Source organism: Arthrobacter psychrochitiniphilus, assembly GCF_003185915.1.
GTDB classification, from domain to species: domain Bacteria; phylum Actinomycetota; class Actinomycetes; order Actinomycetales; family Micrococcaceae; genus Specibacter; species Specibacter psychrochitiniphilus.
In genome coordinates this window covers 268,002-288,502 of the sequence record NZ_QHLZ01000005.1, presented here as the reverse complement: position 1 = coordinate 288,502, position 20,501 = coordinate 268,002, and the positions used below count along the sequence as shown (strand labels likewise).

General features: G+C 60.3%; 23 protein-coding genes, 1 tRNA gene and 1 riboswitch. Of the genes, 1 reads left to right on the top strand and 23 read right to left on the bottom strand.

The genetic code is table 11. The features are described from left to right. Positions 1–33: 33 nt before the first annotated feature. The 8 genes from lgt to hisI all read right to left on the bottom strand — a co-directional run bounded on the left by lgt (position 34) and on the right by hisI (position 7,555). The gene (gene lgt, locus CVS29_RS10090) at positions 34–1,068 is read right to left on the bottom strand and encodes a prolipoprotein diacylglyceryl transferase (protein WP_179442529.1); all 1,035 of its coding nucleotides are present in this window, start codon (positions 1,066–1,068) and stop codon (positions 34–36) included. Then, positions 1,068–1,952: a tryptophan synthase subunit alpha gene (trpA, locus tag CVS29_RS10085; RefSeq protein ID WP_110106173.1), complete on the bottom strand. Its 885-nt coding sequence runs from the start codon at positions 1,950–1,952 to the stop codon at positions 1,068–1,070. Before trpA ends, lgt begins: the two co-directional genes overlap by 1 nt. Further along, complete coding sequence (gene trpB, locus CVS29_RS10080; protein WP_110106252.1) at positions 1,945–3,363, bottom strand: tryptophan synthase subunit beta; 1,419 nt, start codon at positions 3,361–3,363, stop codon at positions 1,945–1,947. The genes trpA and trpB overlap by 8 nt, the downstream gene beginning before the upstream one ends. A 129-nt stretch (positions 3,364–3,492) precedes the next feature. Beyond that, on the bottom strand, positions 3,493–4,323 hold the full coding sequence (gene trpC, locus CVS29_RS10075) for an indole-3-glycerol phosphate synthase TrpC (protein WP_110106172.1): 831 nt from the start codon (positions 4,321–4,323) through the stop codon (positions 3,493–3,495). Positions 4,324–4,325: 2 nt separating this feature from the next. Beyond that, complete coding sequence (locus CVS29_RS10070) at positions 4,326–4,601, bottom strand: HGxxPAAW family protein (RefSeq protein WP_110106171.1); 276 nt, start codon at positions 4,599–4,601, stop codon at positions 4,326–4,328. Between the two features lie 98 nt (positions 4,602–4,699). Further along, a complete protein-coding gene (locus tag CVS29_RS10065; RefSeq protein ID WP_110106170.1) occupies positions 4,700–5,341 on the bottom strand; it encodes a Trp biosynthesis-associated membrane protein in 642 nt (213 codons plus the stop codon). A 3-nt stretch (positions 5,342–5,344) separates the two neighbouring features. Further along, positions 5,345–6,949 (bottom strand): anthranilate synthase component I, encoded by a 1,605-nt coding sequence (locus CVS29_RS10060; RefSeq protein ID WP_110106169.1) that lies wholly within the window; start codon positions 6,947–6,949, stop codon positions 5,345–5,347. A gap of 192 nt (positions 6,950–7,141) precedes the next feature. Then, on the bottom strand, positions 7,142–7,555 hold the full coding sequence (gene hisI / locus CVS29_RS10055) for a phosphoribosyl-AMP cyclohydrolase (protein ID WP_110106251.1): 414 nt from the start codon (positions 7,553–7,555) through the stop codon (positions 7,142–7,144). Between the two features lie 113 nt (positions 7,556–7,668). On the opposite strand from hisI, the gene CVS29_RS10050 reads away from it, so the two are divergent. Beyond that, on the top strand, positions 7,669–8,313 hold the full coding sequence (locus tag CVS29_RS10050) for a TIGR03085 family metal-binding protein (protein ID WP_110106250.1): 645 nt from the start codon (positions 7,669–7,671) through the stop codon (positions 8,311–8,313). 159 nt (positions 8,314–8,472) lie between these two features. Here the strand turns inward: CVS29_RS10050 and hisF are convergent, their stop codons facing one another. The 15 genes from hisF to CVS29_RS09975 form a co-directional block, all read right to left on the bottom strand. After that, entirely contained in the window at positions 8,473–9,243 is a 771-nt protein-coding gene (hisF, locus tag CVS29_RS10045; protein WP_110106168.1) for an imidazole glycerol phosphate synthase subunit HisF, read from the bottom strand. A gap of 44 nt (positions 9,244–9,287) precedes the next feature. Next, a complete protein-coding gene (hisG, locus tag CVS29_RS10040; protein ID WP_110106167.1) occupies positions 9,288–10,133 on the bottom strand; it encodes an ATP phosphoribosyltransferase in 846 nt (281 codons plus the stop codon). A gap of 90 nt (positions 10,134–10,223) precedes the next feature. Then, positions 10,224–10,487, bottom strand: coding sequence for a phosphoribosyl-ATP diphosphatase (locus CVS29_RS10035; RefSeq protein ID WP_110106166.1), 264 nt, complete (start codon positions 10,485–10,487; stop codon positions 10,224–10,226). A 213-nt stretch (positions 10,488–10,700) separates the two neighbouring features. Further along, the gene (ribH, locus tag CVS29_RS10030) at positions 10,701–11,189 is read right to left on the bottom strand and encodes a 6,7-dimethyl-8-ribityllumazine synthase (protein WP_110106165.1); all 489 of its coding nucleotides are present in this window, start codon (positions 11,187–11,189) and stop codon (positions 10,701–10,703) included. Then, positions 11,186–11,929: a GTP cyclohydrolase II gene (locus tag CVS29_RS10025; RefSeq protein WP_245932161.1), complete on the bottom strand. Its 744-nt coding sequence runs from the start codon at positions 11,927–11,929 to the stop codon at positions 11,186–11,188. The genes ribH and CVS29_RS10025 overlap by 4 nt, the downstream gene beginning before the upstream one ends. After that, entirely contained in the window at positions 11,922–12,560 is a 639-nt protein-coding gene (gene ribB, locus CVS29_RS10020) for a 3,4-dihydroxy-2-butanone-4-phosphate synthase (RefSeq protein WP_110106163.1), read from the bottom strand. The genes CVS29_RS10025 and ribB overlap by 8 nt, the downstream gene beginning before the upstream one ends. Then, complete coding sequence (locus CVS29_RS10015; protein ID WP_110106162.1) at positions 12,557–13,189, bottom strand: riboflavin synthase; 633 nt, start codon at positions 13,187–13,189, stop codon at positions 12,557–12,559. Before CVS29_RS10015 ends, ribB begins: the two co-directional genes overlap by 4 nt. A gap of 2 nt (positions 13,190–13,191) precedes the next feature. Beyond that, positions 13,192–14,367 (bottom strand): bifunctional diaminohydroxyphosphoribosylaminopyrimidine deaminase/5-amino-6-(5-phosphoribosylamino)uracil reductase RibD, encoded by a 1,176-nt coding sequence (ribD, locus tag CVS29_RS10010; RefSeq protein WP_245932160.1) that lies wholly within the window; start codon positions 14,365–14,367, stop codon positions 13,192–13,194. Next, entirely contained in the window at positions 14,364–15,104 is a 741-nt protein-coding gene (pnuC, locus tag CVS29_RS10005; protein WP_110106161.1) for a nicotinamide riboside transporter PnuC, read from the bottom strand. Before pnuC ends, ribD begins: the two co-directional genes overlap by 4 nt. A 123-nt stretch (positions 15,105–15,227) precedes the next feature. Further along, a riboswitch (FMN riboswitch) is annotated at positions 15,228–15,372 on the bottom strand. A 116-nt stretch (positions 15,373–15,488) separates the two neighbouring features. After that, a complete protein-coding gene (gene rpe, locus CVS29_RS10000; protein WP_110106160.1) occupies positions 15,489–16,166 on the bottom strand; it encodes a ribulose-phosphate 3-epimerase in 678 nt (225 codons plus the stop codon). A 90-nt stretch (positions 16,167–16,256) separates the two neighbouring features. Continuing rightward, a complete protein-coding gene (locus CVS29_RS09995) occupies positions 16,257–17,822 on the bottom strand; it encodes an RsmB/NOP family class I SAM-dependent RNA methyltransferase (RefSeq protein WP_110106159.1) in 1,566 nt (521 codons plus the stop codon). Then, entirely contained in the window at positions 17,819–18,739 is a 921-nt protein-coding gene (locus CVS29_RS09990; protein WP_110106158.1) for a methionyl-tRNA formyltransferase, read from the bottom strand. Before CVS29_RS09990 ends, CVS29_RS09995 begins: the two co-directional genes overlap by 4 nt. Further along, complete coding sequence (def, locus tag CVS29_RS09985; RefSeq protein ID WP_110106157.1) at positions 18,736–19,317, bottom strand: peptide deformylase; 582 nt, start codon at positions 19,315–19,317, stop codon at positions 18,736–18,738. The genes CVS29_RS09990 and def overlap by 4 nt, the downstream gene beginning before the upstream one ends. Positions 19,318–19,396: 79 nt before the next feature. Beyond that, a complete protein-coding gene (locus tag CVS29_RS09980; protein WP_110106156.1) occupies positions 19,397–20,239 on the bottom strand; it encodes a PD-(D/E)XK nuclease family protein in 843 nt (280 codons plus the stop codon). Between the two features lie 180 nt (positions 20,240–20,419). Then, positions 20,420–20,495, bottom strand: a tRNA-Gly gene (locus CVS29_RS09975). Positions 20,496–20,501: the final 6 nt, after the last annotated feature.

The window sequence follows — 20,501 nt, the reverse complement described above, 5'->3', positions numbered from 1 at the left end:
TATCTCCCCACCTGTGCAGGGAATGGGATGTTCTTAGTTTTCGCTTGCTTTCTTAGCCTCCGCAGGAGTGCCGGCATCAGTGGGAGCGCTAGGGCCAACGCCAGGGGCGTCAGTGGCAGCGTTAGCTGTGGGCGCATCAGAGCCGGACGTTCCCACTAGGGCGTCCTCCTCAGCGGGTCCGTGGCCGGGGAGGTAGACGGAATCACTGGACTTGCCTCGCCGGTACCGCCCAATCACCAGGAACAACACCAAGGCCAGAATAAACACCAGAATGCTGGTCCACACGTTCAGCCGTGCTGTCATCCCCAAGATGGTGATCTGCTCGGCGGTGTCAATACGCAGCATCTCAATCCAGACCCGGCCAGCGGTGTAGATCATGGCATAGAGAAGAAAGAGCCGGCCATTGCGCAACTTGAGCTTGCGGTCCAAGAGCAACAGGGTAGCAACACCTGCTAGGTTCCAGAGGCATTCGTAGAGGAAAGTGGGGTGGAACAGAGTGTCAGGGCTGAAGCCTACCGGCACAAATTCCGGTGAAACACTCAGTCCCCACGGCAGCGTGGTTGGCCCACCAAAGAGTTCTTGATTGAAGTAATTCCCCCAACGGCCAATGGCCTGGGCCAGCAGAATGCCGGGAGCGGCGGCGTCAATGAATGCCGAAATCTTTACATTGGCGCGGCGGCAGCCAATCCAGGCACCCACCACACCGAGAACTACGGCACCCCAAATGCCGAGCCCGCCGAGCCAAATCTGCGGGATGAGCGCCAGGTTGCCCGTGCCGTCAAAGCCCGGCCCGAAGTACGCATCCGGTGAGGAAAACACATGATAGAGCCGGCCACCAATGATGCCAAAGGGAATAGCCCAGATGGCTATATCCCAGATGGATCCTTCGGGTCCGCCGCGTTTGCGCCAGCGGCGGTCTGTCAGCCAAATGGCTGCAACAATGCCCAGCAGAATGCATAGGGCGTACGCGTGAACACGCAATGGTCCAATATCAAAACCAGACCAAGCTGGTGCCGGAATGGCCGCAACCACGTTGCCGGTCAAGGCAAGTGGGGCGAGGGAAGCAATCACTGAGGTACTCCTGTGGTGGCTTCGGGTGTGGAGGGGGTCTTAGAAGGTGTATCAAGCGGAGCATCAAAAGCGGAGCTGAGCTCCTTTGCCAAGGCGCCCACAGCAGCAACACCGCCATCACGCAGAGCAACAACCAAGGCCGTACCCACAATCACCCCATCCGCGTAGCCAGCAATTTCACGCACATGCTCTGGCCGCGAAACACCCAGCCCTACGCAGGCACGCTCGGCACCTGCATTGTGAGCTGCCGCCACTACGGCCTCAGCTGCGCTTGAGACAGTAGTCCTGGCACCGGTGACACCCATGATGGAGACGGCATAGACAAAACCGCGGGTGGCCTCAACAGTCATGGCTACGCGTTCGGCAGTGGAAGAGGGAGCTACCAGGAACACCCGGTCCAAACCGTATTTATCGGAGGCAGCCAACCATTCGCCGGCTTCATCCGGGATCAAATCTGGTGTGATCAGGCCAGCGCCACCGGCCTCAGCCAGACGGCGGGCAAACTCGTCCACACCGAGCCGCATCACGGGGTTCCAGTAGGTCATGACCAGCACTGCCGCATCGGTTTGCGCCGTGACAGCCGCCACAATATCAAACACATCTGATACGTGGAAGCCATTTTCCAGCGCCTGCGTGGTGGCAGCCTGAATGACCGGGCCATCCATGACGGGATCAGAATAAGGGATTCCAATTTCAATGATGTCGGCACCATTGCGGGCCACCGCGATGGCTGCATCAATGGATCCCTGCTTGTCCGGGAACCCGGCGGGCAGGTAAGCGATCAAGGCCTTTCTTCCGGCCGCCTTGGCTTTGTCGATGGCCGCCCCGGACTTACTGAAAATGGCAGGGGTTGCGTTACTGTTGCTGATGATTTCACTCATTGCTGGCATCCTCTGCGTTGCTATCCATGACGCCGGCTCCCGGCGCCGCACCCTTGGCGGTGCGAGTAGAGAGCATAGTGCCCTTGACATTGCCGTTCTCATCGAGGAGACCGAACCATTCAGCAGCCGTCTCCACGTCCTTGTCGCCGCGCCCGGAAAGGTTCACGATGATGACAACGTCCTCGGCTTTCTGGGCATCGGCAGTGAGGCGCTGACCAACTTTCAAAGCACCTGCCAATGCGTGTGCGGACTCGATCGCTGGGATGATGCCTTCAGTGCGGCACAGCAACTTGAAGGCGTCCATGGCCTCAGCATCGGTAATGCCTTCATAGCCAACCCGGCCTAGATCCGCCAAGTAGGCGTGCTCAGGACCAACACCCGGGTAGTCCAGACCGGCAGAAATGGAGTGCGATTCGATGGTCTGGCCGTCTTCATCCTGCATGAGGTAGGAGCGGGCGCCGTGAAGCACACCAGGACGGCCCAGCGTGATGGTGGCTGCGTGGCGGCCCGTCTCAACGCCGTCGCCAGCAGCTTCAAAGCCGTACATCTTTACAGCGGAGTCATCCAAGAACCCATGGAACAAGCCAATGGCGTTGGAGCCACCACCAATGCAAGCGCATACGGCGTCGGGCAGGCGGCCAATCTGATCAATGATCTGGCCACGGGCCTCTTCACCAATCACTTCATGGAAGAAACGGACCATGGCCGGGAAAGGATGTGCGCCGGAAACGGTGCCCAGCACGTAGTGGGTGTTTTCAACGTTCGCTACCCAGTCACGCAAGGCATCATTGATGGCATCTTTGAGGGTCTGGGAACCGTTAGTTACCGGCACCACTGTGGCCCCCAGTAACTGCATCCGGGCCACATTCAGCGCCTGACGGCGGCAATCTTCGGCACCCATGTAGACAACGCAGTCAAGACCCAACAGGGCAGCGGCGGTTGCGCTGGCAACACCGTGCTGGCCGGCACCGGTCTCGGCAATGATGCGCGTCTTGCCCATACGCTTAGCCAGCAAAGCCTGACCCAAAACGTTGTTGATTTTGTGTGAACCGGTGTGGTTGAGGTCTTCGCGTTTGAGGAAGATACGGGCCCCACCAGCATGCTCGCTGAATCGCTTGGCCTCGGTGAGCAAGGACGGCCGGCCGGAATAGTTCTTGTTCAGATCCGCAATCTCGGCCAGAAACTCCGGATCAATTTTAGCTTTTTCGAACGTCGTTTCAATTTCATCCAGGGCGGCGATGAGCGATTCCGGCATCCAACGGCCGCCGTAGCTGCCGAAGTAGGGCCCGGGCGCGTGCCGCAGCGAATGCTCGGGGGCTACATGCTGAGCATCGGCGCCCTGTAAGAATGCTGTTGCCGGATCCACCATGTCTGCGGGATCCTGTGACGAAGCTGCTGGCAGTTGAGCCATCAGTTCCACCGTCCTGTTCCTAAATAATTGTGCACTGATAGTCGAAGGTGCTGGTGGCCCCTGCGGCAGATGCGAAGGCCCCCAGACAGGCTAGCAACCGGGCCCTCCCTGTGCGGACGGGCCCGGCTGCTAGCGGGTGCTAATGGCTTGCGCCCCAGTTGCCTTGAATTCGGTGATCCGCTCCCTGGGGGTGGCATCTTTGACAAGTGCCTCACCCACAAGAATGGCGTGGGCCCCGTGCGCCGTGTAATGCTCGACGTCGGCCACGTCACGTACGCCCGACTCGGCCACCACGATGGGTCCGTTCTCGATGTTGCCGGAAGGAATGCCACCAGCCAAGGCCGCAAAGACTCCCCTGTCCACGTCGAGGGTTTTCAGGTTGCGTACGTTGATGCCAATAATTTTTGCATCAACGGCAACAGCCCGCGCAATTTCCTCGGCCGTATGCGTCTCCACCACAGCGTTCATACCCAATTCGTGGGTCAGAGCCAGGTAGCTGCGCAGTTCCTCATCACTCAAGGCAGCCACGATGAGCAGAACAAGGTCCGCTCCATGGGCCCGGGCTTCCCAGATCATGTACGGATCGCAGGTGAAATCCTTGCGTAGAACAGGGATGCTCACTGCTGCACGTACGGCGTCCAGATCGGCCAAGGAACCGCTGAAGCGGCGTTCCTCAGTCAACACGCTGATGATGCTGGCGCCGCCTTCTTGGTACAAAGTAGCCAAGGCCGCCGGGTCTGCAATACCCGCCAGCTGACCCTTGGACGGGCTGCGGCGCTTAACTTCTGCAATGACCTTGAGGTCATCACGCGCAGCATGGTCACCACCCAGAGCCGCCCAAGCATCTAGCGCCGGGGCTACCGTCTTGACCCGCTCCTGCAACTCTTCCAGGCTGAGAAGTTGCTGGCGGGCATGGAGGTCTTCCCGGACACCGTCAATGATGTCCAGCAGAACGCTCACTGCTAGTGGCCGTTGTTCTTCAGCTTGCTTCCGCCAACGCCGTAGCCAGCAGCCTTCAGGACTGGGCCCAGGATGACGCCCACGGCAATGACGCCCACGCCGATCCAGAACATTATGGTGGCACTTTCGCCGATGACGAACGCGATGCAGCCAATCAACGAACCAACCAGCATGACAGCGACACTGGTCCAAGCTGCCGGGCTGTTTCCGTGGCCCAGCTCAATGCTGTGGTCAATGGGCTCTTGCACGGTTACTGATGCAGCCGACTTGTTGCTCATGGTAAATCTCCCTATTTAACGCGGATACTAATATTACATTCTGCCATTACTTGGCCGCGGAAGCCCAAAGCTGGACACCCTGCGGACTCGTGCCGTGGCTAGGCGGTGGGGTCTTCCCCGCGACTAAGCCTGTCCCAGCTATCAATCTCATCCACCGGAGCCTCCGAGACGCCTGCACCAGTGTCCTTCGCAGCGTCATATTTGGTACGCACAGTCCAGGAACGCCCGAACCACAGCACCAACAGTGCCCCTATAGCTAACACAAGAGCGGCGGCGGCAGCTAGAGCCGGAAAAATTGTTGCCGTGGCCTGTGAGCCCTGGCCTTCAATACCTGTTGCAACTCCAACTTCAGCTGCGGCTGCAGCCACGGGATCGGCTAGGATGCCCAGTGCCAGGCCCACAACACCAATAGCTCCCAAGAAGACCACCGCTGCCGTGATGAAACGGGCAACCCGTCCGGCAATGGTGATAGCCAGGGCGCCTGCCAGTGCCACCAGCGCCAAGGCAGAAACCGCTACTGCAGCCTTATTGCCGGGGATGTTCAGATCGCTCTGAACCACCTCACCAGGTGCTATGTTCACATGGATCCAGGTTTGGGTAGTGGTGCCGAAGATAGCCAATGACGCCACCACCATCAACAGCACCAAGCTTGATTTGCGTTTGAAGAAGGGCGTGCGCGTGGCGGTGGTGTGACCGGCGCCCGGAAGGGGAAGCTCGGGGTTGTTCTGATCTTGGCTCATTACTTACGCACCTGATCCGTCCGCTGTGCCGGAGCTGGCATCGCTCAGGCTTTCAGCCATATTTTCTTCAAGGGTTTCACCCAGGGTGCGCAGCGATGCTGCGGCATAGACTGCCCGGAGCGGGGCTGCGGCCTTATTGACAGTTTCCAGGGCCTCGGTTTCGTTAACTGAGTCCGCCACAATGCCACCGCCTGCCTGGACATAAGCCTTGCCCCCACGCAGAAGTGCCGAGCGGATGGCAATGGCCATGTCCATGTCCCCGGCAAAGTCCATATAGCCAACCACGCCACCGTAGATACCGCGACGGTGGGGTTCCAACTCATCCAGCAGGCTCAGAGCCCGTGGTTTCGGTGCTCCTGAGAGGGTTCCGGCAGGAAAGGTTGCCGCCAGGACGTCATAAGCGTTCTTGTCGGGACTCAGCGTGCCCACCACAGTGGAGACCAGATGCATGATGTGGCTGAAACGCTCAACTTCCATGAACTGGGTGACATCCACGGTGCCCGGGACACAAACCTTGGAAAGATCGTTGCGTGAAAGGTCTACCAGCATGAGGTGCTCGGAGCGTTCCTTTTCATCCGCCAACAGATCCTTGGCCAACCACTTGTCATCTTCCGTGGAGGTTCCGCGCGGGCGGGAACCTGCGATGGGGTGCGTGATGACTTCATTGCCCAGCACACTCACCAAAGCTTCCGGGGACGAGCCAACAATGGAATAGGGCTGACCCTCCGCATCTACAAAGCTGTAGAGGTACATGTAGGGGCTGGGGTTGGTATTGCGCAATACCCGGTACACATCCAGTGCCGTGCTCTGGCACACCATTTCAAAGCGCCGGGACACAACTACCTGGAACACTTCGCCGTCCACAATGGCTTCTTTAGCGATGTCCAAGGCTTTCAGGTAGTCATTGCGGTCCCAGCGCTCCTGAACACTCTGGGCAAAAGTGGCTGCCGGAACCTGCAGAACAGACATGGGCTGAACCACTGGCTGACGCAACTGGTTCACCATGGCGTGGACCCGCGCCACCGCATCATGCCAGGCGCCGTCCACATTCTCATTGGTACCGTTGACGTTGATGGCGTTGGCGATCAACAAGACAGTGCCCTCGTTATTGTCATGGACGGCCATATCGGCAACCAGGTTCAGTGAGAGTTCGGGCAGTTTCAGATCATCCGGCGGCGGCGTGGGGAGCTTTTCCCAGTGCCGCACTGATTCCCAGCCCACAAAGCCCACCAGGCCAGAGGTGAAGGGAGGCAGCCCCTGAAACCGTTCCGTGGCCAAAAGTTTGAGGGTGGCTTCCATGGCGTCCACAGGATTCCCGCTCAAGGGCACGCCTACTGGAGGGGCCCCCTGCCAGAGCGCCTCGCCGTCGTGCGTGGTCAAGGTGGCGCTGGAACGCACGCCGATGAAAGAGTAGCGGGACCAGACCCCACCCACGGCAGCCGATTCCATCAAGAACGTGCCGGGGGCCTCCGCCGCCAAGGCCCGGTAAAGGCCAATGGGCGTTTGCGCGTCGGCCAGCACCTTCAAATGCACGGGGATGACCCTGCGGGAGCGGGCCAACTCACGGAACTCCGTCAGGGAGGGACTGATAACACCTAGATCTTGCATGGGATGTTTAGCTTTCTTGACTCAAGCGGACGGGTGAAGCAAATTCCTGTACTGCGTGAAGACCGGCAATGTGAAGACTGCCAATGCGGAGGACCTGCGGCGCCACCACACCGCACGCGCGGGCCCTTGCCGATGATGCACTCGCTCACAGCACTGGCTAAGGGCTGCTTGGGGAGTGCGGGAGGGCGTTAGCTACGTGCGTTGGCCGGTCACAGCTTCCAGCGCACGGCCCTCAAAGCAGGTGTGGCTGCCGGTGTGGCAGGCCGCTCCCACCTGGTCCACGGTGATCAGCAGCGCGTCACCATCGCAGTCCAAGGCTGCGGACTTCACGTACTGGAAGTGGCCGGAAGTATCACCCTTGCGCCAATATTCCTGACGTGAGCGGGAGTAAAAAGTTACCCGGCCTGAAGACAGTGTGCGGCGCAACGCCTCATTGTCCATCCACCCCAGCATCAGCACTTCTTTGCTGTCGAACTGCTGGATGATGGCGGCAACCAGGCCCGCGTCATCATGTTTGAGCCTGGCAGCGACTTCTGAAGCCAATTCAATGCCCTGTTCTGACAGAGGCGCGGCGGACGTGGACTGGGGATCTGGACTTTGCGGCATCATGGACAATTCTAGTGCCACACACCCCCCGAACCGGCAATCTGAAACCCGGCAGCCAGCTTGCGGCGATTCAGCATGCCATCGGGAGCCAATACATGCTAATTTCACAAGTGATGCAATTTGTAGAACCATCCCGTGAAGTACTCGCCGAGACCCTGCTGGCCGCCGGGCCGGGAGCACCCACGCTCTGTGAAGGATGGCAGACCCAGGACCTGGCCGCTCACCTTTACCTGCGCGAGCATAATCCGCGTGCAGGTTTGGGTATGGTACTTAAACCTTGGCGAAAGGCCACGGAGAAGGCCATTGCGGAACTGGCCCTCGCCTCCAGCACACCCGCGGCCTTTGCCGAACTCGTGGAGAAGTTCCGGGCCGGGCCACCGAAGTTGTCCCTGTTTGCGCTGAAGTCCGTGGACCATACCGCCAACCTCACCGAGTTTTTCATCCATACCGAGGATGTCCGGCGGGCCTCCGACCGGTGGGCGCCACGCACCTTGGACGCCGCCTATTCCGGGGCTTTGTGGACAGAGTTAGTCAAGCGTGCCGCGATCTTGTACCGCGGGGTGGATTTGGGCATTGTTTTGGTTAACCCGGCCGGACCTCGCCACGTTGCCAAGCGGGCACCCGTCTCTGTGGCCATCATCGGCACCCCAGGTGAACTCCTCATGCACGCCAATGGACGCACCGGGGAGGCCCTGGTCAGTTTCGAAGGCCAGCCTGACGCCGTGGCCCTGCTGCGCACCGCCGAATTAGGCTTCTAATCCCCCTCGCGCAATCCCGCCTTCGCGCAGTTCCATTTTCCCGCTTGAGCCTTGTTCTGGCTATCGGCCAGTAATAGTCCCTAGCACTGGCGTCCCCTACACAAAAAGCTCTCACACCCGGCAGCGTAAGAGCGTTGGGTGTGAGAGCATCAGGTGTTTTTAGCGGACTTCGTATCCTGCGTCTCGGATGGCTTGCTTGACGTCAGCAATGGCACTATCTGGGCCAAAGTGGAAGATGGATGCGGCCAACACAGCATTGGCTCCGGCAGCCACGGCTGGCGGAAAATGCTCCGGTTTGCCAGCTCCGCCGGAGGCGATGATGGGAATATTCACTGCTGCTCGGACCAGGCGGATGAGTTCCAGATCGAACCCCTCCTTGGTGCCATCAGCATCGATCGAGTTCAGCAGGATTTCCCCCACACCCCGATCTGCGGCTTCCTTAGCCCACTCAATTGCATCCATACCGGTGCCCTTGCGCCCGCCGTGCGTTGTCACTTCAAAGCCCGAAGGCGTGATCCCACCCTGGGTGCGGCGTGCGTCAACACTGAGCACCAAGACCTGAGAACCAAACCGCTGGGTGATCTCGTCAATGACGGCTGGGCGGGCAATTGCCGCAGTGTTAATGGAGGCCTTGTCCGCGCCATAGCGCAGCAGCTTGTCCACATCGGAGACCTCACGGACTCCCCCGCCTACGGTCAGCGGGATGAAGATTTGCTCGGCGGCACGGGATACCACTTCAAAGGTGGTCTCCCGGTTGCCCGAGGATGCGGTGACATCAAGGAACGTCAACTCGTCGGCACCGGCGCGATCGTAACGCTGTGCGAGCTCAACGGGATCACCGGCGTCGCGCAGGTTTTGGAACTTCACTCCCTTGACCACGCGGCCGGCGTCCACGTCCAGGCAGGGGATGACTCGAATGGCAACACTCATGGCATGTACCTTCTTTGCATTAAGTTATGGAGGGCTCTGGCAGCTTAGATGCGGCAGGCGTGGATGTTGCTGACCAGGATGGCGCGGGCGCCCAGGTCGTAGAGCTCATCCATGATCCGGTTGGTGTCCTTAGCCTTGACCATGGAGCGCACGGCAACCCAGTCGGTATCACGCAGCGGGGACACCGTGGGAGATTCCAGTCCCGGTGTCAGGGCGGTGGCCTGATCCATGAGTGTCTTGGGTACGTCGTAGTCCAGCAGGACATACTGGCGTGCCACCAAAACGCTGTGGAGGCGGCGGATGAGCACTTCGAGACCGGGGGGCGGGGTTACACCGCGGCGGCCAATAAGTAGCGCTTCGGAATTCAGGATGGGTTCGCCAAAGATTTCCATGCCGGCGGCCTTGAGTGTGCTGCCGGTCTCCACCACGTCAGCAATGGCGTCAGCAACACCGAGACGGACCGAGGATTCCACAGCGCCGTCAAGGCGGACCACCTGGGCGTTGATTCCCAGCTCGGCCAGGTATTCGCGCAGCAGGCCGTCGTAACTGGTGGCCAGGCGTTTGCCTTCAAGTTCGGCTGCACTGCTGAAGTCACCCACGGGTCCGGCAAAGCGGAAGGTGGAAATGGCGAACCCCAAGGGCAGCAGTTCTTCGGCGTCAACCTGGGCGTCCATGAGCAAATCGCGTCCGGTGATGCCAACATCCAAGGTACCCGCACCTACATAGACGGCAATATCGCGGGGGCGCAGGAAGAAAAATTCAACGTTGTTTTCAGGGTCAACCATGACTAGTTCGCGGGAGTCGCGGCGCTGGCGGTAGCCGGCCTCCGCCAACATTGCAGAAGCAGCTTCGGACAGGGCACCCTTGTTCGGGACGGCAACACGCAGCATGATAAAAGTCTTTCAGGTAGGAACAGGCAAAAAGTTTCGGCTCCCTGTGGGACGCCATTTCAGAAATTTTCAAGCAGCCACGGCAGGTGGCTAGAGATGCTTGTAAACATCCTGAATGGTCAACCCTTTTGCGATCATCATGACCTGCAGGTGGTAGAACAGCTGGGAAATCTCCTCGGCGCAGGCTTCTTCCGATTCATACTCGGCAGCCATCCACACCTCGGCGGCTTCCTCAACCACTTTCTTGCCGATACCGTGTACGCCGGAATCAAGTTCGGCGACGGTACGGGAGCCAGCGGGCCGGGCTGCGGCTTTAGCACTGAGCTCATCAAAAAGGGATTCGAAGGTCTTCACGCAGTCCACCTTACTGGGTTTGGCTCGTTTTCGCGGATTTGCAGACTCCGCGCGTCCAACATACGGACAGTCAAGATACGGACAGTGGGAGGGTGGCGGCGTCCACCGCACCGAAGCGGCTCGCCGTTTGCACAGAACGGTGTGCCACTCCAAGACTGGCACACCGTTACCCAGATAACCGAGCGCAGCTTCGAAGCGCCCGGCAGTTTTCAGCTAGACGTTCAGCGCTGCCAGCGTCAGTGCCGTGGCAAGTGCAGCCGTGACGGCCTCGTGCCCTTTGTCCTCCACGGATCCCGGCAACCCGGCGCGGGCTAGGCCTTGCTCTTCGGTATCGCAAGTTAGGACCCCAAAGCCCACAGGGACTCCTGTGCGGACACTGACATCAGTCAAGCCCAGGGTGGCTGCCTGGCAGACGTAGTCAAAGTGCGGGGTGCCGCCGCGGATCACAACACCCAAGGCAACAACTGCATCATAGGAGGACGCCAAACGAGCCACTGCCACCGGCAATTCAAAGCTGCCCGGAACCCGCACTACTAAAGGTTCGGCAATTCCCGCGTCAACAGCACCACGCAGCGCACCTGCTAGCAGCCCGTCCATGATTTCGGTGTGCCAGCTGGCGGCGACTATGGCCAGCCGCAATCCTGCTGCCTGGGCTTTCTCTGCCCCGTCGAATCCAATGACGGGTGCTCCGTGACCGCTCATGCTGTGTGTCCTTCCGTAGTGATATCCAAAGTTCTAGGGAGTGTGGTGCTGGCACCAGTGTCCGGTGCCGGTGGTGCAGGTTGTGCTTCGTCCAGGGCAAGGGCATGGTGCATCCGGTCCCGCTTGGTTACCAGATAGCGGAGGTTTTCCGTGCGGGCCGGGATGTGTGCCGGGACCATTGCCACCACGTCAATGCCATGACGGGCCAGATCAGCTTCCTTGAGCGGATTGTTACTCAGCAGAGCAATACGAGTGTGCCCCAGGGCGCTGAGTATCCCAGCCGCGGCCGAGTAGTCCCGCGCGTCAACGGGCAGTCCCAACTGTTCATTGGCCTCCACTGTGTCCGCGCCGGATTCCTGGAGACTGTAGGCACGGATTTTATTGGCGAGTCCAATCCCGCGCCCCTCATGTCCACGCAAATACACCAACGTGCCGCCCTGCTGATGGATTTGTTCCAAGGCATGGTCCAGCTGTTCCCCGCAATCGCAGCGGTAGGAGCCAAACACATCTCCCGTCAGACACTCCGAATGCAGCCGCACCAAAGGCACGACGGCGCCTGCCGAACTTCCCTGACCAGACTCACCCTGCCCAGACTCACCGGGGGCACTCAGGCTCAGGTGTTCGGCACCCGTTGCGGAGTCCACCCAGGCTTGAACTGCGAAGACACCAAATTGGGTGGGTAGAGATACCACCGGACCGCCTACAACAACAGTGCCGTTGGCGCTCTCTTGCTCAGACATGGTGGGACTCCGCATCATCCATCGCCGCCAAGTGGGCGGCTAAGTCCTCGATGGAGATCAGCACCAGGGAATGGCGGTCAGCAAATTCCCGCAGCCCGTGCAAGCGCAGCATCTCTCCGGCATCATCCACCACCTCGGCAATCACGGCTACCGCTTCGCATCCGGCAAGTTTGCACAAGTCAACACCAGCTTCAGTATGCCCTGCACGTGCCCGCACTCCCCCAGCCACAGCTCGTAGTGGGAATATATGCCCTGGCCGAGTCACGGTGCCGGGCGTGGAGTCCGGGTTGGCAAGCACCGTTGCTGTCAGGGACCTGTCCGTGGCGCTGATACCCGTGGTGACGCCGTGGGCCGCATCGCAGGAAACCGTATAGGCGGTACCTTTGGCATCCTGGTTAACCGCCACCATGGGCGGCAGCGCGAGGCGATCTCCATGGGCCTCATCCAGGGGAACGCAGATCACACCTGAGCTGTGGCGGATGGTCCAGCCCATGAGCGCGGGGGTGCTGTGCTGGGCGGCGAAGATGATGTCGCCTTCGTTTTCGCGGTTCTCATCATCAACCACCAACACCGCTTCCCCGCGCGCTATGGCGGCAATGGCCAGGGGAACAGGATCTAGAACGTTCCTCATGCCACATCCCCCTTCAAGGTGCTGAACTCCAGAAGCCGTGCAGTGTATTTGGCCAGCACATCCACTTCCAAATTCACCGCGCCGCCTTGAGCTTTCTCTCCCAGACCTGTGGCTGAAAGTGTGATGGGAATCAGCCCTACTTCAAACCACTGCTGGGCGTTTTGAGCCGGGCTTACGGCCGTCACTGTTAGGGACACCCCATCAATGGCGATGGAGCCTTTCTCGGCAATATAGCGGGAAAGTTCTCGGGGAACCTGGAAGCGCAGCCGCTCCCAGCTGCCCAAGTTCTCCCGCTCCAGCAACGTTCCGGTGCCATCCACATGGCCCTGGACAACGTGACCGTCAAGCCGTCCTCCTGCGGGCACACACCGTTCCAGGTTCACGTGATCGCCGTGACGCAAGCTGCCGATGGTGGTGCGGGTGAGGGTTTCGCCCATGACGTCCACCTCAATGGTGTCCCCCTCGAGGCGTGTGGCGCTGAGGCAAACACCATTGATGGCCAGGGAGCCGCCCAATTCCAGGCCCTCAAGCAGCGGCCCGGCTTCTAGCACCAGGACGGCGCTGCCGGATTCGGGTGTTTGATTCAAGGCCAGGACGGTGCCGCGGCCTGCAACAATTCCAGTAAACATCTCTAACTTCCTTGCTCGCCGGCGCCGTGAGCGTCCGGGCGTTGTTCGCGGGCGTGAGCCTTGGCGGGCATCAGCGTCAATTTCAAGTCCGGGCCCAGTATTTCCACGGGTCCGGTGGTGGTGGCATCCCATTCCCAGCGCTGGGCTTGTTCCAGCGTGCCGATGCCTAGATCGGTGAGGGCGGGAATGCCAGATCCCAGAAGAGTCGGAGCCAGATAAACCACCAGCTCATCCACGAGCCCCTGGGCCAGGAATGCGGCGTTGATCATGGCACCACCTTCAATCATGAGGTGTCCTACCCCGCGCCCATGAAGTTCACGCACCACGGCGGCTGGATCGTGAGTGCGCAGGGCCAAGAAATCCTCGTCCCCCAAACGGTCGGGGCTGCTTGGGGTACCCGAAACACCCTTCACAGCGGCGTCGGCGGGGATCTCCCTTTTCCCCATGACCACGCGCAGTGGCTGATGTTCGGCGTCAGAGCCATCTGCCGCACGCGCTGTCAGCCGCGGGTTATCGGCCATGACGGTTCCGGTGCCCACCACAATGGCGTCCACACGGGCCCGTAGCTCATGGGAGTCCTGGCGAGATTCCTGCGAGGTGATCCACTGGCTGGTGCCGTCCACGGCGGCAATCCTGCCGTCCACCGTCTGAGCCAGCCGCGCTGTAATGAAAGGGCGGTTTTCACGCACAGCAACAAACCAACGCCGGTTCAGATCTTCAGCCTCGGCGGCCATGAGCCCCATCCGGACGTTGATGCCTTCGTTGTGCAGGATTTGCGCCCCGCCAGCAGCCGGGATGTGAGGGTCCGGGAGTGCGTAGACCACGTTGCCAATTCCGGCGTCGATGATGGCCTGAGTACAGGGCCCGGTACGGCCCACATGGCTGCACGGTTCAAGGGTGACAATGAGCGTGGCCGCGGACAGATCCCGTTTAACCCCTGTGCCGAGGAGCCTGTTGATGACATCAGCTTCCGCGTGGGGTGTTCCCGCACCCTTGTGGTAACCGATAGCAAGGAAGGTGCCGTCCGCGTCAATGATGACAGCTCCCACAAGCGGGTTTGAACTGCGCACCCCTTGCCGGGCTGCTGAGAGAGCCGTCTCCATGCCTAAAATTTCGGCAGCGGTAAAGTGCTCGGGAGCAGGGGTGCGGAAACTGTTGTCCATGGCGGAGAAGATCATAGTCTGGCCTTTCTGTTGCTCACAGTAATGTCAGGGAATGTAGCGTCAACAGATACCTGCCGGGCTAGGGCATCTGTGGTGCGACGCACCCTCCACCATACGAAGAAACCAACCAAAGTAAATGCACCATAGAAGACATACATGAAAGCGGAGGCGTAGTATCCGGCGCTGAACAACAACGGCACACCTACCAAGTCCACCGCTACCCAGATCAGCCAGAACTCAACCCAGCCTTTGGCCATGCCATAGGTTGCCAGAAGTGAGCCCATGAAAATCCATGCGTCCGCCCAGACAGGCTCGTAGGAACCCATGGCCGTAAAGATTGGGGTGAGGATGGCTGTTCCGCCCACCATGGCGGCTACCAGCAGCCAGCGTACGCGGGCTCCAGCCCAGCGAGGCTGGACGGCGTCACCCACATGAGCGCCGTCGTCGTTCTTTTGGTGACGAGTCTGGTTCCAACGCTGCCAGCCGTAGATCGAGACGGCGATGAACATGATTTGCCGGCCGGCCTGACCCAAGAGGTTCACATGCTCGGTGGAGCCGAAGACTGAGCCCATGAAGACTGTGAAGAGCAGGAGGTTGCCGATGATGCCCACCGGCCAGGCCCAGATTTTACGGCGCATACCGCCGAGGGCGCTGGCGAGCCCAAATAAGTTTCCAATTACTTCGCGCCAGAGCAGGAATCCGCCACCGGCGAATTCGAGTTTGGCATCAAAGAGCCATCGCAGAAAATCCACTGTTACCTTACCCTTTCGAGACCGCGATGGCTCCGGGGGTAACGTACAGCTAAGCCGAGCAGGGTACAAGAATGGGACGGCTAAAAAGCCGCCGCTACACCCTTGACCTGACGGCCAAAACTGTTCGTGCTTCTCCCATCCAGACTTTAACTGTCGGTTCCGGAATTTCACCAGATCAACCGTGCACGCCCGGTTGTTTCCAACTGGCTGCGCACGGGTCGCGGACTATAACCGCCGGTTCGGAATTACACCGACCCCGGAGCACGTGATATTTCTTTTAGCACCCGCTGTTACGGGTGCCTGTTAATAGTATGACATCAATTACATCTGGCAGTTGCTACGGGAAGTTCCTCCCGGCCGTGGCTCGTGCCACAAGCGTGCGGCTTAGCCGAAAGCCAGTTGGCCCTTGGCACGCAGCGACTCGATGGCTTCCTGCGGTGACGGCTTACCGTAGACGGCCGAGCCGGCCACGAAGATATTGGCACCGGCCTCGGCAGCACGGGTGATGGTCTCTTCCGTGATCCCCCCATCAACCTGAAGAGCCACATTGACACCGCTACCCTCTATGGCCGCCCGGGCGCGCCGAATCTTAGGCAGCGTGATATCCAGGAACGCCTGCCCGCCAAAACCCGGCTCCACCGTCATGATCAAGAGCATGTCCAGCTCAGGCAGCATATCCAAGTAAGGTTCGACGGCGGTTGCCGGGCGCAGCGCCATCCCCGCCTTCGCACCCCTGGCCCGCAGCTCGCGAGCCAATTTGATGGGAGCGTTGGAGGCTTCCACATGGAAGGTCACCGAGTCCAGCCCCGCATCCGCATACAGTGGCGCCCAACGGTCCACCTCGGCAATCATCAAGTGCGCGTCCAAAGGCACCGGGCTCACCTGCGCAATCCGCTCAACCACGGGCAACCCAATGGTTAGATTGGGCACAAAATGGTTATCCATGACATCGACGTGGACCGCATCGGCATTGGAAATACGGGCCAACTCGGCCTGCAAATTCACAAAGTCGGCGGACAGGATACTGGGGTTGATGCAGCATTTAATGCCGGTGCGGCTCACAAAGATACCTCTATCTACTGGTTGTATCGCTACTGGTTCTATCGCTAGTGGGCGGATGTCTAGTGGGTGGAGTAGCGGGGCAGCGCGTTCTTAGCCGTTCTTGCGGATGAGCGCAATGAACATGGCGTCGCTCTGGTGGATGTGCGGCCACAACTGGGCCATCATCCGGTGCCCGGGAACAGCCGCGGTGGTGTTGCCGGCATGAACTGCGCCGCTGAGGCTTGCCGTATCCAGGGCGGCTCCGGCGTCCACCAGTTCAACATCTGTACGCTTGCGCATGGCATCCTCCACCACGGCAATGGTTTCTGCCACATGCGGGGAGCAGGTGACATAAGCCACTACTCCACCGGGCTTGACCGCGTCCAGGGCGGAAGCGAGGAGTTCACGCTGCAGCGGACCCAATTCCGCCACATCTGAAAGTTTGCGTCGCCACCGTGATTCGGGCCGGCGGCGCAAGGCACCAAGGCCTGTGCACGGAGCGTCCACCAGGACCCTATCGAATGCGCCGGGGTGTTCGCGGCCAATATCACGGCCATCTCCGGTACGCACGGTCCAGCTATCGTGCGGGATAGCGGCCAGTGCCTGCTCTACGAGTTTGGCACGGTGAGGTGCCGGTTCATTGGCCAGTAGCCAAGCATTCTTTTGAGCCGCCAGAGCCGCCAAGAGTGCTGCCTTACCGCCGGGTCCGGCGCACAGATCAAGCCAGCGCTCCTCGCTGCCGTCCTTGCCGGAAGTAACCTCTACTCCGGCCAAGGCACGGGCCACCAGCTGGGAGCCGGCGTCCTGGACCCGCACAGTGCCTTCACGGACACTTTCCAGACGGCCCAAGTCCCCTCCCGAGGAGAGGGCAGAATCGGCCACAAGCTCACCGGGGGTGAAGCTGGCCTCGAAGGCTTCAGCAAGGTCGCCCAGCCCGGGCAGGGCCACAAGGTTCACCACGGGGGCAGCGTTATCCGCCTCCAGCAGGGCGGTAATTTCGCTCACGTCCCGGCCATGGGCAACGAGCGCTTGGCGCATCGAGCGCACAATCCATTCCGGATGTGCGTGCTCAATGGAGGCCTTCTTGACCTCATCAGTAATTCCGGCGCTAAGTTCAATCAGCCACTCGGATAAGTCCTTTGCCGCAACTTTGCGCAGTACGGCGTTGACAAGGCCTGAGGGGCCAGCACCAATCACGGCACGCGCCAGGCCTACGGTCTGGTCCAAGGCCGCGTGGGTGGGAACACGCATGGCCAGGAGCTGGTGGACGCCTAGGCGCAGGGCATCCAGGATGGCGGGATCCAGCTCACTGAGCGGGCGGTCCACGCACGTAGCCAAAATGGCGTCGTAGGTGCCCTGGGCGCGTAACGCCCCGTAGGTCAGCTCGGTGGCGAACCCTGCGTCACGGCGGTCCAGCCCATGTTTGCGGATGCGTGCCGGCAACACCAGGTTGGCGTACGCGTCATCGGCGGAGACAGCCCGGAGTACCTCAAAGGCCACCAGCCGTGCGGGGTCCGCCACCCGGGTGCGCTGGCCCGGTGCCGTTTCGGTCTTGTTCCGGGTGGTGCTGCGGTTACGTTCGCGTCCGGCATCGTCCCGACGTCGGACACCGCCACCCTGAGCGCGGCCGTGGCCGCCACGTTGCGCGCTGGAATGCCCGCTTTGCTCGCTGGTCATTCAAACACCACATCTTCCTTGTTGGCCAGGCCGCGGGCCCAGTCTGTTGCCTTCATAAGTTTTTTGCCCGAAGGCTGCACGTCCACCAATTCCACGGCGTGCGATCCGGTACCGACAAGAACATCTTTCCCGGACACCATCACGTGCCCGGGAGCCAATGCTGTGATGTCCGGACGCGGGAGCACAGCTCCCAGCTTGAACCTTTGTCCGGAGAGCATGGTCCAGGCACCGGGCTCGGTGGTTACCCCACGGATGCGGCGGTTGATAGCCAGAGCTGGTGCGCCCCAATTCACGTGCCCGTCCTCGAGGGACAGTTTGGGGGCGAGCGTGATCTCGCCTTGTTGAGGGATGCCGGAAAGCATCCCCGCACCGATCCCATCAATGGTCTGTGCCAGTAATACTGCACCGCTGTGAGAGAGCCGCTCCAGTAGTAGGGCGCTGGTGTCAGTGGTTTGGATTCTCTCAGTCATGGTGCCAAAGACCGGCCCGGTGTCAAGTCCTTTTTCCAGGAGGAACGTGGAGGCGCCAGTAATTTCATCTCCGTTGATGACAGCGTGCTGCACAGGCGCCGCACCTCGCCAGGCAGGGAGCAGCGAAAAGTGCAGGTTGATCCATCCGTGAGCCGGGATACCCAGTGCGGATGGTGGAATAAGTGCCCCGTAAGCCACAATGGCGGCCACTTCGGGTGCGGCGGCAAAGATGGCGGCGGCAGCGTCGGAGTCGATCTTGTCCGTCTTAATGACGGGCAACCCCAACTCTTGGGCCCGGGCAGCAACGGGAGATGGCGTCAGCACCCTTTTACGTCCCAGCGGGGCGTCCGGGCGTGTCAGGACAGCCACGATCTCATGACCGGCAGCGCGCAAGGCCTCCAGGGAAGGCAGCGCCACGGCAGGAGTTCCAGCGAAAAGCACCCTCATTGGGCGGCCCCGGCAACAACACCAGCAGAAGCACCGAAAGCGGAACCCACAGTTTTTGCGCGCTTGGCAACTGTTTCTGCCGTGATGTTGTGATAGTTAGCTGTTCTAATGGCACGCAGCGCGTCCTTGCGGTCCTCACCTTCGAGCCGGTCCACATAGAGTTTCCCGTTGAGGTGGTCTGTTTCGTGCTGGAAACACTTAGCCAGGGTACCTGTGGCTTCCATATCGATGGGGTGGCCATGCAGGTCCACCCCGGTGATCCGAACCCAGCGGTGACGGGAAACTGTGTAGCCTAGGCCGGGCACGGACAGGCAACCTTCCGGATCGCCGGGGGCAAAGTCATCGCTGGCCACCAGGATCGGGTTGATGATGTGCCCTTCTACACCGTCAACAGAGTATGTGAAGATGCGTTTGTTGACGCCCACTTGCGGTGCTGCCAGCCCGGCGCCGCGAACGTCCACCATGGTTTCATTCATGTCGGAAATCAATTTGGCCAGCTCAGGGCCAAATACGCTCACTTCCTCGGCGACCGTTCTCAGGACCGGATCGCCAATGATGCGAATGCTCAGGATGGCCATGTGTGGGCACCTCACTTTGGTATTTATGCAGGCCGAAGTTGACCCGTGGAACTGAAGTTGTGACAAGTCTAGTTGGCGCCTACTGCGCAGGAGGCGAAATATCGAGCAAAGGGCTCCCCGCTTCGGCTGCGTCCAATGAGGTTTGCCACACACGCCGCAAGGAGGCGAACTTAAACCAGTGGGCCTTCAGTACCTGTGGATTGGCCTGCAGCGTACGAACTTCGGTTTCGCCAATCGCCACGCCGAGAAGAATGGGATCCTGGCCGTACCTCCACGGCTCCCAGCTACCGGCGGCTGGATCTATCACTGACTCTTCGGCTTTCATGCCGGCCACAAGCTGCATGACCACCTTCGCGTCCAGGCTCTTTACCTGACCGTTACGGTCAGTGCCCTTGGTTTTGTAGTCGATGATGCACAGCCGCCCACCAATGGTTGCCACCAGATCCAGCGTGCCCGCATAGCCTAGGGTTTCATTCCACACAGTGACTTCCGGCGCCAGCGGCGCAACCTTGTACTCGCTCCACCAATGATCGAAGCGCAGCGCAAAGTTTTCTTCGCCGTTTTCGGCGAGGGCTTCTTGGGCTTCCGCCAGCTGGTGCGGGCGGTCAAGCGCGCGCAAGGCCACTTGTTCGCAGTAGTTGTGGACCCTATCTCCGCGAGCAGCTGCGGCATCCCTGAACTGTTCTGCGGCGTTGGAGCTATCGCGCACCACAGTGCGCAACTGTCCGGGATTTCCTACGGCAGCAGCCAGGTCAGGATGTTTGGATACGGCAGTTGCCGCCATGTACCCAATCCAACCGTCAAGAGAAGTGGACTGTTGCCCGATGACGGTGGTGATGGAGGGGACTTTAGGCGGATCCTGCAGGGAACGGGCGTACATGCGCCCTAGCTCTGTGCTGTGGGCCAATGCTGGTGCTGTCATACCTCTACTATTCCATTACACACTGACACTTCCCAGCGGAGGTCCCGCAGTTTGTGGATAACAGGGCTCCGCCGCCGGGGCGCCCCATGCGGGCAGCGCCGGGCTAACCCCAAGTCTGCGTTTCTAGCACTCCCGAGAGCACAAAAAATGCCGAACCCTCAGGGTCCGGCACTTTCGCTCTGGAGCGGTTGACGAGATTCGAACTCGCGACATCCACCTTGGCAAGGTGGTGCTCTACCAGCTGAGCTACAACCGCAATAGG

What these genes read in the sequence shown, in the direction of transcription:
- trpA (WP_110106173.1), bottom strand. Translation starts at nt 1,952, where the DNA reads ATGAGTGAAATCATCAGCAACAGTAACGCAACCCCTGCCATTTTCAGT.
- trpB (WP_110106252.1), bottom strand. Translation starts at nt 3,363, where the DNA reads ATGGCTCAACTGCCAGCAGCTTCGTCACAGGATCCCGCAGACATGGTG.
- CVS29_RS10070 (WP_110106171.1), bottom strand. Translation starts at nt 4,601, where the DNA reads ATGAGCAACAAGTCGGCTGCATCAGTAACCGTGCAAGAGCCCATTGAC.
- CVS29_RS10065 (WP_110106170.1), bottom strand. Translation starts at nt 5,341, where the DNA reads ATGAGCCAAGATCAGAACAACCCCGAGCTTCCCCTTCCGGGCGCCGGT.
- CVS29_RS10060 (WP_110106169.1), bottom strand. Translation starts at nt 6,949, where the DNA reads ATGCAAGATCTAGGTGTTATCAGTCCCTCCCTGACGGAGTTCCGTGAG.
- hisI (WP_110106251.1), bottom strand. Translation starts at nt 7,555, where the DNA reads ATGCCGCAAAGTCCAGATCCCCAGTCCACGTCCGCCGCGCCTCTGTCA.
- CVS29_RS10050 (WP_110106250.1), top strand. Translation starts at nt 7,669, where the DNA reads ATGCAATTTGTAGAACCATCCCGTGAAGTACTCGCCGAGACCCTGCTG.
- hisF (WP_110106168.1), bottom strand. Translation starts at nt 9,243, where the DNA reads ATGAGTGTTGCCATTCGAGTCATCCCCTGCCTGGACGTGGACGCCGGC.
- hisG (WP_110106167.1), bottom strand. Translation starts at nt 10,133, where the DNA reads ATGCTGCGTGTTGCCGTCCCGAACAAGGGTGCCCTGTCCGAAGCTGCT.
- ribH (WP_110106165.1), bottom strand. Translation starts at nt 11,189, where the DNA reads ATGAGCGGTCACGGAGCACCCGTCATTGGATTCGACGGGGCAGAGAAA.
- CVS29_RS10025 (WP_245932161.1), bottom strand. Translation starts at nt 11,929, where the DNA reads ATGTCTGAGCAAGAGAGCGCCAACGGCACTGTTGTTGTAGGCGGTCCG.
- ribB (WP_110106163.1), bottom strand. Translation starts at nt 12,560, where the DNA reads ATGAGGAACGTTCTAGATCCTGTTCCCCTGGCCATTGCCGCCATAGCG.
- CVS29_RS10015 (WP_110106162.1), bottom strand. Translation starts at nt 13,189, where the DNA reads ATGTTTACTGGAATTGTTGCAGGCCGCGGCACCGTCCTGGCCTTGAAT.
- ribD (WP_245932160.1), bottom strand. Translation starts at nt 14,367, where the DNA reads ATGATCTTCTCCGCCATGGACAACAGTTTCCGCACCCCTGCTCCCGAG.
- CVS29_RS09995 (WP_110106159.1), bottom strand. Translation starts at nt 17,822, where the DNA reads ATGACCAGCGAGCAAAGCGGGCATTCCAGCGCGCAACGTGGCGGCCAC.
- CVS29_RS09990 (WP_110106158.1), bottom strand. Translation starts at nt 18,739, where the DNA reads ATGAGGGTGCTTTTCGCTGGAACTCCTGCCGTGGCGCTGCCTTCCCTG.
- def (WP_110106157.1), bottom strand. Translation starts at nt 19,317, where the DNA reads ATGGCCATCCTGAGCATTCGCATCATTGGCGATCCGGTCCTGAGAACG.
- CVS29_RS09980 (WP_110106156.1), bottom strand. Translation starts at nt 20,239, where the DNA reads ATGACAGCACCAGCATTGGCCCACAGCACAGAGCTAGGGCGCATGTAC.